Raw genomic sequence first — 16,227 nt, 5'->3', positions numbered from 1 at the left:
AGAGGATCTCTATGCCCTTGCGCCTTGCGCTGCTTTTGCTGGTTACCGGCCTCGCCGCCGGTTGTGTTTCATCGGGCCATGACAGCCCTTTGCAAACCGGCAAGGGCCGTGACGAGGCGCGGGTTGCCTATGTGCAACTGGGGTTGGGTTACCTGCGCCAAGGCATGAGCGAGCAGGCCAAGGTGCCGTTGAAAAAAGCCCTTGAACTGGACAGCGACGATGCCGACGCCAACGCTGCGCTGGCCCTGGTGTTCCAGGCCCAGGCCGAGCCTGAACTGGCTGACCGGTACTTCAACAAAGCCCTGGCCGCACGGCCTGCCGATCCGAAACTGCTGAACAATTACGGCAGTTTCCTGTTCAAGCAAAAGCGTTTTGACCAGGCCGCCCTTTATTTCCAGCAAGCCAGTACCGATACCCTCTATCCTGAGCGCGCGCGGGTGTTCGAGAACCTTGGGGTGACCTCGATGCGCCTCGGCCAGCGCGACAGCGCACGCCAGCAGCTGGAAAAAGCCCTGCACTTGAACGGCCATCAGCCACGAGCGTTGCTCGAAATGGCTGAGTTGTCCTACGAAGACAGGCATTATGTGCCGGCACGTGACTATTACGAGCGTTTTAGCCTGCTCAGCGGGCAAAATGCACGTAGTCTATTGCTCGGCGTGCGCCTGGCGACGGTTCATGAAGAACACGACACGGCCGCACGTTTTGGCCAGCAACTCGAACGACTCTATCCCGGTACGCCGGAATATCAGCAATACCTGTCGGAGCAATGATGAAAGCGGCGCACCCGGAAGTTGTAGCAGCTAATCGCGTAAACCCAGGCGACACCTTGCGTCAGGCCCGCGAAAGCAATGGTTGGTCGCTGGCGGAAGTGGCCCTCAAGCTCAATTTGACCACCACCTCCCTGGGCAACCTTGAGGCCGGCGCATTCGACAAGCTGCCTGGGCATACCTTCGCCCGTGGCTATATCCGCGCCTACGCCAAGTTGCTGGGCATCGACCAGGCCGTGTTGGTCCAGGAGTTCGACCAGTTCACCGGCACCGACTCCCAGGGCAGCAACGTGCATGGCCTGGGTCGCATCGAAGAACCGGTGCGGGTTTCCCACACAATCCTGCGTATTGTCAGCCTGTTGTTGCTGATCGCCGTGATCGGCGGCGGTTTCGTCTGGTGGCAAGACCAGACGTCCCAGCGCAGTAAGGACCTGACCAGCAACGCCATGGAGCACGTCGAAGTCGAAAGCGCCGACGGCACCACCCAGATTCATCCGCTGGATGAGCCGGAAGACCAGGCCGTAGCCCAAGGCCAGGCTGCCCCCGAAACCCCGGCCGCCGCTGAACCGTCCGAGCCGGAAAGTGCCCCGACCGCCGCCGTACCGGCCCCAGTGACACCGACCGCGCCAACTCACACGCCCGCGGCTCCGGTTGCCCAGGCTCATACACCGGCTGCTCCGGTCCCGGCGCCAGCGACTACGGCGCCAACCGCTCCGGCAGCCCCTGCGATTTCACCACCCACCACCCCTGCGTTGATCGCCGGTGACGGGCGTGTACAAATTACCTTCGTCGCTGACTGCTGGACGCAAGTCACCGATGGCAACGGCAAAGTGCTGGTCAGTGGTCTCAAGCGTAAGGGCGATACGCTCGACCTGGGCGGCAAGCCTCCTTTGACGCTGCGTCTGGGCTTCGCCCGTGGCGCGCAAGTGGCCTACAACGGCCAGCCTGTAGACGTAGCGCCGTTCACCACTGGCGAGACCGCTCGCCTGAAGTTGGGACAATAGTCATGCACGGCGAATCTCCAATCAAACGTCGCGTATCGCGCAAGATCTGGGTCGGCTCGGTGCCGGTGGGTGGCGACGCCCCCATCGCGGTACAGAGCATGACCAACAGCGACACCAATGACGTTGCCGCTACCGTTGCCCAGATCAATCGCCTGGAAGCGGCCGGGGTAGACATCGTTCGGGTATCCGTCCCGGACATGGACGCTGCCGAGGCTTTCGGTCGCATCAAGCAGCTGGTCAAGGTGCCGCTGGTTGCCGACATTCACTTCGACTACAAGATCGCCCTGCGCGTGGCCGAGTTGGGTGTCGATTGCCTGCGCATCAACCCGGGCAACATCGGTCGTGAAGACCGTGTGCGCGCTGTGGTGGACGCTGCTCGTGATCGCGGGATCCCGATCCGCATCGGCGTCAACGCCGGTTCCCTGGAAAAAGACCTGCAAAAGAAGTACGGCGAGCCGACCCCGGCAGCGCTGGTCGAGTCTGCACTGCGTCATGTTGAACACCTCGAACGCCTGAACTTCCAGGACTTCAAGGTCAGCGTAAAGGCCTCCGACGTGTTCATGGCGGTGGAAGCCTACCGCCTGCTGGCCAAGGAAATCGTGCAGCCGCTGCACCTGGGGATCACCGAAGCCGGCGGTTTGCGCTCAGGCACAGTGAAATCTGCGGTGGGTCTCGGTATGCTGCTCGCCGAAGGGATTGGCGATACTATCCGCATCTCGTTGGCGGCAGACCCGGTAGAGGAAGTGAAAGTCGGCTACGACATTCTCAAATCCCTGCGTTTGCGTTCCCGCGGTATCAACTTCATTGCCTGCCCGAGTTGCTCGCGGCAGAACTTCGACGTGGTAAAAACCATGAACGACCTTGAGTTGCGCCTCGAAGACCTGCTGGTGCCGTTGGATGTTGCAGTGATCGGTTGTGTGGTCAACGGCCCGGGTGAAGCCAAGGAAGCCCATGTGGGCTTGACCGGCGGTACACCGAACCTGATTTACATCGACGGTAAGCCGTCGCAGAAGTTAACGAATGACAATCTGGTGGATGAGCTGGAAAAGCTGATCCGCGAGAAAGCGGCCGAAAAGGTCGCGGCTGACGCAGCGCTGATCGCTCGCGGCTGATTGAACGAATTTAAGGATTTGATGTGAGCAAGTCTCTGCAAGCCATTCGTGGCATGAACGACATCCTGCCGGAGCAAACGCCGCTGTGGCGCTACTTCGAGGGGACTGTCGCGCGCCTGCTGGATAACTACGGTTACAAGCAGATCCGCATGCCGATCGTCGAGTTCACCGAGCTGTTCAAGCGCTCCATCGGTGAAGTGACCGACATCGTCGAAAAAGAGATGTACACCTTTGAAGACCGTAACGGCGACTCCCTGACCTTGCGTCCGGAAGGTACCGCCGCGTGCGTGCGCGCCGTGCTTGAGCATGGCCTCACCGGTGCTGGCCAGCCGCAGAAACTGTGGTACATCGGCCCGATGTTCCGTCACGAACGTCCACAGAAAGGCCGTTATCGCCAGTTTCATCAGATCGGCCTGGAAGTGTTCAACATCGACGGCCCGGACATCGACGCGGAGCTGATCGTGCTGACGTGGCGCCTATGGGGCCTTCTGGGCATCCGCGACGCGGTCAAGCTTGAGCTCAACAGCCTGGGCACCAGTGAATCCCGCGGCCGCTATAAAGTGGCCCTGGTCGAGTACCTGTCCGCCCATCTGGACAAGTTGGATGAAGACAGCCAGCGTCGTCTGAAGACCAACCCGTTGCGCGTCCTCGATACCAAGAACGCCGACACCCAGGCCGTGCTGGTCAATGCGCCGAAAATGGCCGATTACCTGGACGACGAATCCCGCATTCACTTCGAAGGCCTCAAGGCTCGTCTGGACGCGGCCGGCATTCCGTTCGTGATCAACACCAAGCTGGTGCGTGGCCTCGATTACTACAGCAAGACCGTGTTCGAGTGGGTCACCGACAAGCTCGGCGCCCAGGGCACCGTGTGTGCGGGCGGCCGTTACGACGGCCTGGTCGAGCAGATGGGCGGCAAGCCGACCACCGGCGTGGGCTTCGCCATGGGGATCGAGCGGCTGATCCTGCTGCTGGAAACCCTGGAGCAGGTTCCGGAAGAAATCTCCCGTCAGGTGGACGTGTACCTGTGCGCCTTTGGCGAGGCCGCCGAACTGGCCGCCCTGGCCCTGAGCGAAAAAGTACGTGACCAGTTGCCCAACCTGCGCCTTCAGGTCAATGCCGGCGCAGGCAGTTTCAAGAGCCAGTTCAAGAAGGCCGACAAGAGCGGTGCACTGTACGCACTGATCCTTGGCGATGACGAGTTGGCCCAGCAAGTGATAGGTTTCAAACCCCTGCGTGGCCAGGGCGAGCAACAGAACATTGCCTTTGATGCGCTCGCTGCGCACTTGGCCACCTGCGTCGTGCAGGGTTGAAGCTGTCGAACAGCCGAATTTAGCGATTAAGGAGTATTGGGGTGTCGAGTACTGATGATGAGCAGTTGGCCGAGTTCAAGGACTGGTGGCAGCGTAACGGCAAGCCCCTGGTTACTGGCGGTCTGCTGGCTTTAGTGGTGGTGTTCGGCTGGCAAGCCTGGACAAAGTATCAGGCCAACCAGTCCCAGGGCGCCTCGATCGTTTATCAGCAATTGCTGGAAACCACCCTGACGCCGGACGGCAAGCCCGACCCCGCGCAGGTTGCAGACCTGGCAGGCAAGCTGAAGAACGAATTCGGCGGCAGCACCTACGCCCAATACGGCAGCCTGTTCGTCGCGAAAGTCGCGGTCGATACCGGCAAGCTGGATGACGCCGCCGCAGAACTCAAGGCCATCGCCGACAAGCCGACCAACCCGACCCTGGGTGAAATCGCGCGTCAGCGCCTGGCCCAGGTATTGGCGGCACAGAACAAGGCTGACGAAGCACTCAAACTGCTCGACGGCGATGCGGACAAGGCATTTGTAGCCACTCGCGAAGAGCTCAAGGGCGACCTGTTGGTCCAATTGGGTCGTACCGACGAAGCCAATGCTGCGTACAAGAAAGCCAAGGCGGCGCTGTCTGATGAAGCGGCGGTCGGTGGCTTACAAATCAAGCTGGACGACTTGGCCAAAGGGGATGCATGACGTGATCCGTTGGAAACATGCAGCATTGCTGGCTCTGGCCGTTCTGGCCGCGGGTTGCAGCAGCAACAGTAAAAAAGAACTGCCTCCGGCCGAGCTGACCAGCTTCAAGGAAGAAGTCGTCCTGCAAAAGCAATGGAGCCGCTCCATCGGTGATGGCCAGGGCGAGACCTACAACATGCTGGTGCCGGCAATCGACGGTGACAACATTGTGGCCGCTGACGTAACCGGCGTGGTGATCTCCATGGATCGCATGAACGGCGACGTGAAGTGGAAGAAAGACCTCGAATTGCCTGTATCCGGCGCCGTAGGCGTGGGTTACGGCATGGTCATGCTCGGCACGCTCAAGGGCGAAGTCGTGGCGCTGGACTCCAGCACCGGTGAAGAGAAATGGCGCGCTCGCGTGACCAGTGAAGTCCTCGCACCGCCTGCCACCAACGGCGATATCGTCGTGGTGCAAACCCAGGATGACCGTGTGATCGGCCTGGACGCCAGCACCGGCGAACAGCGTTGGTTGTACGACAGCACCCCGGCGGTGCTGACCTTGCGCGGTACCAGTGGTCCGGTTGTGACCAACAATCTGGCCGTTGCAGGCCTGTCGACCGGTAAAGTAGTTGCCCTGGACACCAGGAACGGCGTGCCGGCCTGGGAAACCCGTGTGGCCATCCCCCAAGGTCGTTCCGAGCTGGATCGCGTAGTGGACATCGACGGTGGCTTGCTGCTGTCGGGCGAAACCCTCTACGTCGCCACTTACCAGGGCCGCGTTGCCGCGCTGGACCTGCAGAGCGGCCGGGTCAACTGGCAGCGTGATGCTTCCAGTTATGCGGGTGTCGCCCAAGGGTTTGGCAGCGTCTACGTAAGCCTGGCGTCCGGCACCGTTGAAAGTGTCGACGAGCGTTCCACCACTGCACTGTGGAGCAATGACTCCCTGGCCCGTCGTCAACTGTCGGCTCCGGAAGTGTTCTCCAGCTATGTAGCGGTCGGCGACTTCGAAGGCTACCTGCACCTGCTGAGCCAGGTGGATGGTCGTTTTGTAGGTCGTGAGCGTATCGACAGCGACGGTCTGCGTGCCCGTCCGCTGGTGGTGGGCAACATGCTTTATGTTTACGGCAACAGCGGCAAGCTGGAAGCCCTGACCATCAAGTAAAGGTTTGACTATGCTTGGGGTAAAACCCAGGCGGCCCCGCTTCGGCGGGGCATGCGGCATTTGAATATGCTGCCCCGAGCACCAGCCGCTGCCTTGCAGCGGCTTTTGTATTTTCTGAAATAACGAAGTGGAGAGCCGCATGGTTCCCGTAATCGCCCTGGTGGGCCGACCTAACGTCGGCAAGTCCACCTTGTTCAACCGCCTGACCAGGACTCGTGACGCCATCGTCGGCGACTTGTCCGGTCTGACCCGTGATCGCCAATACGGTGAGGCAAAGTGGCAAGGGCGCTCCTACATTATTGTCGACACCGGTGGTATCTCCGGTGATGAGCATGGCATGGACGAAAAGATGGCCGAGCAGTCCCTGCTGGCCATTGAAGAAGCCGATGTCGTGTTGTTCCTGGTGGACGCCCGCGCGGGCTACACCGCTGCCGACCAGATGATTGGCGAGCACCTGCGCAAGCGCAACAAGCGTTCCTATCTGGTCGCCAACAAGATCGACAACATCGACCCTGAGGCGGCCCGTGCCGAATTCAGTCCGATGGGTCTTGGCGACGCGATCCCGGTCGCCGGTGCCCACGGTCGCGGCATCACCCAGATGCTGGAAATCGCCCTGCGCGACTTCCCCAAGGATGACGCCGAGGAAGAAGAAGGCGAAGAAGAGGTCGTTGCCGAAGGCGAGGAAGCCAAGCGCATTCCGGGTCCAAGCGAAAAAGACGGTATCAAGATCGCGATCATCGGCCGCCCGAACGTGGGCAAGTCGACCCTGGTCAACCGTATGCTCGGTGAAGACCGGGTAATCGTCTACGACCAGCCCGGCACCACCCGCGACAGCATCTACATCCCGTTCGAGCGTAACGACGAGAAGTACACGCTGATCGACACCGCCGGTGTGCGCAAGCGCGGCAAGATCCACGAGGAAGTTGAAAAGTTCTCCGTGGTGAAAACCCTGCAGGCGATCAAAGACGCCAACGTGGTGATCTTCGTGATGGACGCCCGCGAAGGCGTGGTGGACCACGACCTCAACCTGCTGGGCTTTGCCCTCGAAGCCGGTCGGGCGCTGGTTATTGCGATCAACAAGTGGGACGGCATGACGCCGAGCGAGCGCGATTTCGTCAAGATCGAGCTGCAGCGCCGCCTGTTCTTCGTCGAGTTCGCCGATATCCACTTTATCTCGGCCCTGCACGGCACGGGTGTGGGTAATCTCTACGCTTCCGTACAGAACTCGTTCAAGTCCGCCGTTACCCGTTGGCCGACCAACCGTCTGACCCAGATCCTCGAAGACGCCGTTGGCGAGCACGCGCCGCCGATGGTCAACAACCGCCGGATCAAGCTGCGTTACGCCCACTTGGGTGGTGCCAACCCGCCGATTATCGTGATCCACGGTAACCAGATCGAGAAGGTACCCAAGTCCTACGTGCGTTACCTGGAAAACACCTACCGCCGCGTCTTGAAACTGGTCGGTACGCCGATCCGTATCGAGTTCAAGGGGGGCGAGAACCCATACGAAGGCAACAAGAACACATTGACTGACCGTCAGGTGAACAAGAAGCGTCGTTTGATGACTCACCACAAGAAGGCCGACAAGAAGCGTCGCGACAAGAAATAGCAGCCGCTTCACGTTGTAAGTTACAGGCTGCAAGAGAGGGCTCCTTTGGAGCCCTTTTTTGTGCCTGGCGGTTTGTCGCTTGACCTGCTTGCAGCTTGCAGCTTAAAACTTGCAGCTCACCCGAAGGGGGCTCCCATGATCACCAGCAAGCTGCCAAATGTCGGCACGACCATTTTCACCACCATGTCGCAACTCGCTGCCGAAACCGGCGCGCTCAACCTGTCCCAGGGGTTTCCCGACTTCAATGGGCCTCAGGCTTTGCTCGATGCCGTGGGCAAACATGTTGCCAGCGGGCACAACCAATATTCACCGATGACCGGCTTGCCGGCCTTGCGCCAGCAAGTGGCGGCCAAGATCGCCCGCGGCTATGGCGCCACGGTGAATGCCGACAGTGAAGTGACCATCACCCCCGGCGCCACCGCCGCGATCTTCTGCGCGATCCAGGCGGTGATTCGCACTGGCGATGAGGTCATTGTGTTCGACCCCTGCTACGACAGCTATGAGCCCTCGGTCGAACTGGCCGGTGGCCGCTGCGTGCATGTGCAACTGAGCCTGCAAGGCTTTGCATTGGACTTCGAGAAGATCAAGGCCGCGCTGTCGCCACGTACGCGCATGATCATCCTCAATACCCCGCACAACCCAACCGGCGCGCTGATCAGCCGCGCTGAGCTGGACCAGTTGGCCGAACTGATCCGCGACCGCGATATCTACCTGGTCAGTGACGAGGTCTACGAACACCTGGTATTCGACGGCGTGCCCCACGTCAGCGTCCTGGCCCATGAAGAGCTGTACCCGCGGGCGTTCGTGGTCAGCTCCTTCGGCAAAACCTACCACGTCACCGGCTGGAAAACCGGCTACGTGGTCGCGCCACCGGCCCTGACGGCCGAACTGCGCAAAGTGCATCAATACGTCAATTTCTGTGGTGTGACCCCGTTGCAGTTCGCGTTGGCTGATTTCATGGCTGAACACCCGGAGCACGTCGATGAACTGCCGGGGTTCTACCAGGCCAAGCGCGACCTGTTCTGCGACCTGCTGGCACCGTCGCGCTTCAGCTTTACCCGGGTGGCCGGCACCTACTTCCAGTTGGTCGATTACTCACAAATACGTCCGGACCTGGATGACGTCGCCATGTCCCTGTGGATGACCCGCGAGCATGGCGTGGCGACCATCCCGGTCTCGGTGTTCTACCAGAGCCCACCGCAAGGCCAGCGCCTGGTGCGCCTGTGTTTTGCCAAACGCGAGGAGACGCTGCGACAAGCGGCTGAAAAACTATGCGTGATTTGACGGCATTGCCTGACTTGAATATCGCCCTGGTCCAGACCACCCTGGCCTGGCACGACCGCCAGGCCAACCTCGAGCATTTCGAGGGGCTGCTGGAGCAGGCCCGCGGCGCCGACCTGATCGTGCTGCCGGAAATGTTCACCACCGGTTTCTCCATGGCGTCGCAAACCCTCGCCGAGCCGGAAAACGGCCCGACCCATCAGTGGCTCCAGGCCCAGGCTGCGAAGTACAACGCTGTGATCACCGGCAGCGTGATCATCCAGGCCGCTGATGGCAGCCACCGCAACCGCCTGTTGTGGGCGCGGCCGGATGGCGAGGTGTTGCACTACGACAAGCGTCATCTGTTTCGTATGGCCGGTGAACACAATCACTACACCCCCGGCGAGCGCCAGGTGCAGTTCGAATTGAAAGGCTGGCGTGTTCGGCCGCTGATTTGCTACGACCTGCGTTTCCCGGTGTGGAGTCGGGATGCCCACGACACTGACTTGCTGCTCTACACCGCCAATTGGCCGGGGGCGCGGCGCCAGCATTGGAACCGCTTGTTGCCGGCGCGGGCTATCGAGAACCTGTGCTACGTAGCGGCGGTGAATCGAGTGGGCACCGACGGCAAGGGCTTTGCCTACACCGGTGATAGCCAGGTGCTGGATTTCCAGGGTGAGAGCCTGCTGAGTGCGGGGGAGGCGGACGGGGTGTTCCAGGTGTGCCTGGGCGCAGCTGAACTGGCGGCGTACCGCACCAGGTTTCCGGCGAACCTGGATGCCGATAGCTTTCAGTTTGTCTGACAGGCCGTTATCGGGGGGCAACCCAAATCTGAAATTCAATAAAAAAGGCCCCTGGGTGCTCACCCAGGGGCCTTCTGTATGACGGCGAAGGTTACGCCGCTTTCGCTTCCTGCTGGCTCAACGAGCGGTTCAGCGCACTGAACAGTGCCTTGAAGCTCGCCGTGGTGATGTTTTCATCAATGCCCACACCATGCACCGGACGTTCACCGTTCACACGCAGTTCGATATAGGCCGCGGCCTTGGCGTTGGTGCCTGCGCCGATGGCATGTTCGTTGTAGTCCATGATCTCCACCCCAATTGGCAGGCCGGCCACCAGCGCTTCCAGTGCGCCGTTGCCTTTGCCTTTCCAGTGCAGGTTGGTTTCGCCCTGGCCCTTGCCCGAGACTTCCACTTCGACAAAGCTGTTGCCGTTCTCTTCCTGCAGGCGATGGCTGACCAGCGCATACGGGGTGTTGGCTTGCAGGTATTCACGCTGCAGCAAGGCGTAGATCTGCGGTGCGGTCATCTCCAGGCCCACACGGTCGGTTTCGGCCTGGACCACCTGGCTGAACTCGATCTGCATGCGGCGCGGCAGGCTGATGTCGTATTCCTGCTCCAGCAGGTAGGCGATGCCGCCTTTGCCCGACTGGCTGTTCACGCGGATCACCGCCTCGTAGCTGCGACCGATGTCGGCCGGGTCGATCGGCAAATACGGCACTTCCCACAGCGCATCCTCTTTCTGCTGGGAGAAGCCCTTGCGGATCGCGTCCTGGTGAGAACCGGAGAAGGCGGTATGCACCAGATCGCCGACGTACGGATGACGTGGGTGTACCTGGATCTGGTTGCACTCCTCGACGACTTTACGCACGCCGTCGATGTCGGAGAAGTCCAGCTGCGGGTCGAGGCCCTGGGTGTACATGTTCAACGCCACGGTGACGAGGTCGACGTTACCGGTACGCTCGCCGTTACCGAACAGGCAACCCTCGACACGGTCCGCGCCGGCCATCAGGCCCAGCTCGGTGGCGGCTACGCCGGTGCCGCGGTCGTTGTGGGTGTGCAGGCTGATGATCACGCTGTCACGACGATTGATATGGCGACCGAACCACTCGATCTGGTCGGCATAGATGTTCGGCGTGGCGCACTCGACGGTGGCCGGCAGGTTGAGGATCATCTTGTGCTCAGGCGTCGGGTTCCAGACCTCGATCACCGCGTCACAGACTTCCTTGGCGAACTCCAGTTCGGTAGCGCTGAAAGTCTCCGGCGAGTACTCGAAGGTCCACTGGGTTTCCGGCTGCTGGGCGGCGTACTTGACGAACAGCTTGGCCGCGTTGACCGCGATGGCCTTGATGCCGTCCTTGTCCTGGTTGAACACGATGCGGCGGAACGACGGCGACGTGGCGTTGTACAGGTGCACAATGGCCTTTTTGGCGCCGCGCAGGGATTCGAAGGTGCGTGCGATCAAGTCTTCACGGCCCTGGGTCAGCACCTGGATGGTGGTGTCCTCGGGGATGTGGTTGTCTTCGATCAGGGTACGCACGAAGTCGAAGTCGGTTTGCGATGCGGCAGGGAACGACGCCTCGATTTCCTTCACGCCGACCGCGACCAGGGTCTTCCAGAAGCGCAGCTTTTTCACCGCGTCCATCGGCTCGATCAGCGACTGGTTGCCATCACGCAGGTCGGAACTGCACCAGATCGGCGCGGTGGTGATGGTTTTGGAAGGCCAGGTGCGGTCCGGGATATCGATGGTCGGAAACGCGCGGTACTTCGAAGACGGGTCTTTGAGCATGCTCATCGGGAAATCCTTTGTTGTAGGGGCCGAGAAAAGGCGGCCTGCCGTAGAACTGTTTTTAGGGATAAAACGTAAAGACGAGGCAGATCGATTCAGCCTGGCAGTCGTGCGCTGACGAGGCACAGGCTGCGGTGCTGGCGAAGCTGGATGAGGGTGTGAGAGGTTTTCATAGGCCCAACCCTAACCGCAGGGTTGAAAGATGACAAGTAGGTGCGGACGAATTGAGATAAGTTCCACTTTTTTAGCTGGATTCGAGATTTTATAGCTGTTTTTATCTCTTTGTATTTATTTTTTTGCGTAAGGTTTTGGGTTGGGGCAATCTTGCTTTTTGCAAAGACGGTTTCCCCAAGCAAGTCCGGCGGCTGAAAAAACAACCGCCGGATTGTTGATGCCAGGTGTGTTCCACACCCGTTATTGGTCAGGAAGAGGCTTGCGGTACTGGTCCACATTTAGATGGATTTGATAGTCACCGACTAGTTCGTCCGGGCTAAGACGTTTGTTTGGGTCCGGTCGTGAGCCGTTCGAGGGGTGAACCACGCTGGGGGCTCCTCTGGCGCTGTCATAGACGCCTATCCCGGGTGTGCCGGTCAGTTCCGCAATGCCCGGAACGCCCCTGCTGGTATTCATGTGTGACCTTCCTACAACAGCAATCCATTTTTCTTCCGGTGGAATTCTATTGATGAGCTTGGCGGCATAGTAATTAAGCTCTTTCTGGCGATCATTGGTGTGACGCAGATTGAGGCTGTCGGCTTCAGAACTGCGGGTGACATGCTGTGTCAGGTGTTCATGTTCCAGTCCTACTATCTTGATGCCATTTTTTTCTGCCGCTGCCAGCAATGCCGCTCGAGAAGGGGTATTGCCCAAGTATTCCGAGTTACGTGGGCGCGCAGGTATCATGTTTACATCGGCCATGGAGTAGGGGGTCAGCTGTATGCCGGGTGCGCCTTCGAGCAACAGAGTTGTCACTCCAAGCTCCCTGTACATGGGCATGTTGTTTATCAGTAGAAGATCGGTGGCAACCTGATTGTGTTGTTCGCCTAAAACCACGCCGTTGAATCTCTCGAGCTGTGACCGCATCAAGTCACTTGGTGAGGTGCCCGCTGCGTTAGCCTGGACATTCGGGCGAGGGGGTAATGCACCAGCAGCCTGGCGTTCGTAAAACGCATTCATGTCATTTCTGAACCAGCGACGAGCGGTGCCCCGGGTGCCCTGCTGGGCCGTGAAGTCGGCACCACCGGCAAACAGGTAGTCCAGGTATTCGACTGGGGGAGTAGGGCTTTGCCTTCTTTGCGCACCACGCCTGCCGCCCGACAACTCACTCTGCCTCCATTCTCCATTCCCTGTGGATTGCATATGTGCCACGTTCCTGATGGTCCTCGGCGCATCCGGCGCTGCGTTTGGGTCAACAATGCTCACCTGTCCGTACCTTGCTTTGAACGCAGAGTCGATCTGATACGGCTTGTTGATCCCTGTACTGTCGGTATAGCGGATGTACCAGTTTTCTCCCACTTGATAAATGCCATTGGCGTTTGGTCGGACGCCTCTAAGCGTGTCTTCAGGGACGGAGTAGGCGCTCAGGTCTCGCGGTGGCGTAACGGAATGCACGACGGGACTGGGGATTGCCTGGGACGCCCTGATGCCCGCGCTGGTCGAAGGGACGGCAGGCGGGACAGGCGCGCCGGGCGGGGGCGTTCCCTGGGTGAGCAGCGACCTTGCGACGGGAGCGACGGGGACGGGCGTTCCCGCCGCGCGAAACACCGGACGCAAAGGCGTGCTCGGCACATTGGGCAGGCCTGATGCAAGCGCGGTGAAGTCGGCGAAAAGGTTGACCCGGCCGCCGCGTGTGAGCAGCCCACCGGGCAAGTGCCGGGCATTGCTCTGGATGGCTTTCAGTGCCGCTCGGCCGAGCCGACTGCCCACCTTCACCCCGGTAGAAATGCCCCGGCCGATGACCGGTATGAGGTCCAGAAACAGGCTGCCCACCTCCACGCCAAACATGATCTTGTTACGCGTCGATTCGGCGTTCACTTCTGCACTGCTGGTTGACTGGAAGTCGGCTTTATCGATTAGCAGGCGCGTCTGTTGAGTGAACAATTCATCGTGGATGTCTGTTTCTATCGGCTTTAGGGTTATGGAACCGGGGAGACGTTTTCTTGCATTGTCCAGAATCTCGGCGGCTGCAAGAAGATCGGTGCCCCCACTGGTGGCGACTCGGCGCGCAGCGTCCACGGATTGCTGAAAATCGTTCTTTTCCGTTGGCGATTTTCTGCTCTGGGTATAGGCCTGCCATTCTTTCTTCTCCAGCAACGTCGTCAATGCGTCCAGGTTGGGCAGTTCCCTGAACGCCAGTCCGTCGGGGGCTCCGGGGCTGTAGAGCACTACAGAAGCGTCCGTTTGATTGCCGATGACCATCACGCCGCGAACCGGTTGGCCCAACTGGAGCAGGGTGTTGGCAACAATCGTTTGTCCATCCACCTCCGCACGCTGGGCCGGGTCCGGATGATCCAGGACCGCGTTGATCCACTGTACGCCCCGCTTCAAGGTCTTGTCGGTGCTGGCATCGGCTTGGAACCCACTGGGGTTGAGTTGTGCCAGGAACGCTTCTTTCTCCATCAAGTCGGCATTGCTGGCCTTCCACGTCTTGTGTAAATCAGCCGCCGGCCCCGATTCGGCATCCGGTGCCATGCGCGTCTCCAGCAGCTTGGTGTATTCGCCACCCACATCCGCAGTGTTGACCAGGCGCTTGAGTTGTTGTGTATCGAGGGTGATCGGCCGCTTCTGATCATCTAGAACCGGTGAGCCCTTGGTGTCTTGCAGCGCCAGGGTCATGGTGGTCTCGGTGTGCTTGTGGCTTTCGCCCATTTCCCATTGGCTTGGGTTTTTCAGGGCCAGGTCGGACAGTGGCAGGTAGGTGGTGGTCGTGGAGGGGGGGTGTGGAATACCGGAGCGACCGAGGTGGAAACGCGTCTTGGTGACTACTTTAACCATCAGTTGATCGGCGTCCACATTAGCCTGGGGGTAAGCCTGTTTCAGCGCCTCATTCATTTGCGACGTGGCAAAGCTGGATAAGGAAGGAATGTTTTCCAGCAGGGGCGCGAGTTGTTCAGCGCTCTTTGTCGCTTTCCCTTCCAAGCGGCTGTAGAGAAATTCCTGAGCGGGACTGAGGTTTTTCAACCAGTCCGGCTGGCCTTTCTCGGCCAATTTCTCGTTACGCGCAAGCATGGCGTTGCTGCCGTCGACTTGTGCCGACCAGTCAGCGGCATCATCCAGGGCCGTCATGAGCGTGGGCCCCAGCGTTGGTGCGGGGCTTGATGGCCGCTGCGGGGTGAATGTCCTGGCCATCAACGCATCGACTTCCGCGCCCTGGCGCTGGAGCAGCAAATTTATCCCCTCTGCCTGCACATCCCCGGCCAGGGGCGCCACGCCTAGCATCAAGTCATCTCCCGTAGGCGGCGACGCGCGGTTTTGCAGCGAAAGCGGCAGGCTTTGCCTCAACAGCTCGGCGGCCGGCCCGCCGCTGTCGAGCCGTTGCGCCAGTGCTTCGCGTAACAGTGCCGGGGTTGCGAACTCCTCGAAACCTTCGCTGGGGGTATAGAGCACCACGGGGCCATTCTGGTCGTTGAGCCTAATCTCCCGACCGGTGGCAGGCCAGGTCGGGGTGGACGCTGAAGAGCCATCCTTGCTGGTGATCATGAACGCACCGGCGAAGGCTGCACCCTGTAGTGTGCCGTCATCAATGGTGATGGGGTACACACCGGGTCTTGATCCGTCAGGCAGTTTACTTTCCCGTTCCTTTAGAGACGGGTAGCGCAGCGCGTTGTCGATCAACTCTTTACTGGCCGGGCTCAGGGTGCCGTCCATCTTGCGGATGGCTGCCAAGGTCGACAGTTGCTGTTTGTGGACCCATAACAGTTGGTCCTGTGGCGAGGGCGAGTTCGCTGAAAGCTGGGGCGTGGTCCAGTATTCCCGAAGCGTCTGAGCGTACTCGGTGGCAATGCTCCTGGCGATGGTGTGCAGCGAGGCGGTGGGCTGGAGGACATTGGCGGCCTGATCGGGCGCTGGCTGGGTCACGAATTCGGTCCTGACCCCCGGTGTCTCGAATAGCTGTTTGCTCGGGTTGGCATAGATTTCCCGAATCGCGCGGCTCAAGGCAGTCATTATCGGCTCGGAGGATTTCAACTGTTCTACGCCGTTGTTTGACGTATAGCTATTGAACGAAACCTTGTCCGGGTCGAGGGGATTCAGTTGAGGAAACGCCTGTGCCAGCCGTGTCTGCAAAAAGCTTTTGAAATCAGGACGCTGGCGTTGCTGTGAGGCCATCTCGTCCATGAGGCCGGAGTACTGTTCATTCAGTAACTGCAGATCGCCGATCTTGAAGTGATTCGAGAGAGGGCTGCGGATGGCAGTGGCGGGATTTATGCCCGACGCGTAAGGGGCGGAGAGGCTGGCGAGTCCCCGTACGGACGAACGAGACCTGGCGGGGGCGGGTTGTGGGCCTGGGCTGTCGTTCTGGGCTGCTGGCGTAGATGATGCGGGACGAGCAGGTGGAATATCGATTTGGGGTGGCGCGGGCCTGAGGTCATAGATATGCATTAAGGAAACTCCACAAGACTTGCTTTATGTGTCCTTGTGAGCGAATTGTCCTCCCTGGGATTCGGTGTGTGGGTGGCAAGTCAAGCGATGAAGGTTCCTTCAAGAATAGGTGGGAATGGCGACGCACTGTGTCGAGTTCGGCGCCATGGTCGTTGAAAGAGGGCGGTCGTC

General features: G+C 60.0%; 11 protein-coding genes. 9 read left to right on the top strand and 2 right to left on the bottom strand.

Features of this window, described 5'->3' with window-relative positions:
- Window positions 1-11 precede the first annotated feature (11 nt).
- The 9 genes from pilW (at window position 12) to FX984_RS13720 (ending at window position 9,695) form a co-directional block, all read left to right on the top strand.
- The gene (pilW, locus tag FX984_RS13760; RefSeq protein ID WP_027605417.1) at window positions 12-770 is read left to right on the top strand and encodes a type IV pilus biogenesis/stability protein PilW; all 759 of its coding nucleotides are present in this window, start codon (window positions 12-14) and stop codon (window positions 768-770) included.
- Window positions 770-1,771, top strand: coding sequence for a RodZ domain-containing protein (locus FX984_RS13755; protein ID WP_027605418.1), 1,002 nt, complete (start codon window positions 770-772; stop codon window positions 1,769-1,771). The genes pilW and FX984_RS13755 overlap by 1 nt, the downstream gene beginning before the upstream one ends.
- Before the next feature lie 2 nt (window positions 1,772-1,773).
- Window positions 1,774-2,883, top strand: coding sequence for a flavodoxin-dependent (E)-4-hydroxy-3-methylbut-2-enyl-diphosphate synthase (gene ispG, locus FX984_RS13750; RefSeq protein WP_003175952.1), 1,110 nt, complete (start codon window positions 1,774-1,776; stop codon window positions 2,881-2,883).
- Between the two features lie 23 nt (window positions 2,884-2,906).
- Entirely contained in the window at window positions 2,907-4,196 is a 1,290-nt protein-coding gene (gene hisS / locus FX984_RS13745; RefSeq protein WP_027605419.1) for a histidine--tRNA ligase, read from the top strand.
- 41 nt (window positions 4,197-4,237) lie between these two features.
- Window positions 4,238-4,879 carry a YfgM family protein gene (locus FX984_RS13740; protein ID WP_027605420.1) on the top strand — a complete coding sequence of 214 codons (642 nt, stop codon included), beginning with the start codon at window positions 4,238-4,240 and terminating at the stop codon, window positions 4,877-4,879.
- Complete coding sequence (gene bamB, locus FX984_RS13735) at window positions 4,872-6,023, top strand: outer membrane protein assembly factor BamB (RefSeq protein ID WP_027605421.1); 1,152 nt, start codon at window positions 4,872-4,874, stop codon at window positions 6,021-6,023. Before FX984_RS13740 ends, bamB begins: the two co-directional genes overlap by 8 nt.
- Before the next feature lie 139 nt (window positions 6,024-6,162).
- Window positions 6,163-7,632, top strand: coding sequence for a ribosome biogenesis GTPase Der (gene der / locus FX984_RS13730; RefSeq protein WP_027605422.1), 1,470 nt, complete (start codon window positions 6,163-6,165; stop codon window positions 7,630-7,632).
- Window positions 7,633-7,767: 135 nt separating this feature from the next.
- Window positions 7,768-8,916, top strand: coding sequence for a pyridoxal phosphate-dependent aminotransferase (locus FX984_RS13725; protein WP_092358320.1), 1,149 nt, complete (start codon window positions 7,768-7,770; stop codon window positions 8,914-8,916).
- The gene (locus tag FX984_RS13720) at window positions 8,904-9,695 is read left to right on the top strand and encodes an amidohydrolase (protein ID WP_092358464.1); all 792 of its coding nucleotides are present in this window, start codon (window positions 8,904-8,906) and stop codon (window positions 9,693-9,695) included. The genes FX984_RS13725 and FX984_RS13720 overlap by 13 nt, the downstream gene beginning before the upstream one ends.
- Before the next feature lie 91 nt (window positions 9,696-9,786).
- Here the strand turns inward: FX984_RS13720 and leuA are convergent, their stop codons facing one another.
- Both leuA and FX984_RS13705 read right to left on the bottom strand, forming a co-directional pair.
- Window positions 9,787-11,466: a 2-isopropylmalate synthase gene (leuA, locus tag FX984_RS13715; RefSeq protein WP_027605424.1), complete on the bottom strand. Its 1,680-nt coding sequence runs from the start codon at window positions 11,464-11,466 to the stop codon at window positions 9,787-9,789.
- A gap of 408 nt (window positions 11,467-11,874) precedes the next feature.
- Window positions 11,875-16,056: a membrane-targeted effector domain-containing toxin gene (locus FX984_RS13705; RefSeq protein ID WP_146477256.1), complete on the bottom strand. Its 4,182-nt coding sequence runs from the start codon at window positions 16,054-16,056 to the stop codon at window positions 11,875-11,877.
- Window positions 16,057-16,227 lie beyond the last annotated feature (171 nt).

Source organism: Pseudomonas marginalis (genome assembly GCF_008692035.1).
GTDB lineage: Bacteria > Pseudomonadota > Gammaproteobacteria > Pseudomonadales > Pseudomonadaceae > Aquipseudomonas > Aquipseudomonas marginalis.
This window is presented reverse-complemented; position numbering and strand designations above follow the sequence as displayed.

Excerpts from the sequence above, each read along its gene's own strand:
- pilW (WP_027605417.1), top strand. The coding sequence starts at position 12 with ATGCCCTTGCGCCTTGCGCTGCTTTTGCTGGTTACCGGCCTCGCCGCC.
- FX984_RS13755 (WP_027605418.1), top strand. The coding sequence starts at position 770 with ATGAAAGCGGCGCACCCGGAAGTTGTAGCAGCTAATCGCGTAAACCCA.
- ispG (WP_003175952.1), top strand. The coding sequence starts at position 1,774 with ATGCACGGCGAATCTCCAATCAAACGTCGCGTATCGCGCAAGATCTGG.
- bamB (WP_027605421.1), top strand. The coding sequence starts at position 4,872 with ATGCATGACGTGATCCGTTGGAAACATGCAGCATTGCTGGCTCTGGCC.
- der (WP_027605422.1), top strand. The coding sequence starts at position 6,163 with ATGGTTCCCGTAATCGCCCTGGTGGGCCGACCTAACGTCGGCAAGTCC.
- FX984_RS13725 (WP_092358320.1), top strand. The coding sequence starts at position 7,768 with ATGATCACCAGCAAGCTGCCAAATGTCGGCACGACCATTTTCACCACC.
- FX984_RS13720 (WP_092358464.1), top strand. The coding sequence starts at position 8,904 with ATGCGTGATTTGACGGCATTGCCTGACTTGAATATCGCCCTGGTCCAG.
- leuA (WP_027605424.1), bottom strand. The coding sequence starts at position 11,466 with ATGAGCATGCTCAAAGACCCGTCTTCGAAGTACCGCGCGTTTCCGACC.
- FX984_RS13705 (WP_146477256.1), bottom strand. The coding sequence starts at position 16,056 with ATGCATATCTATGACCTCAGGCCCGCGCCACCCCAAATCGATATTCCA.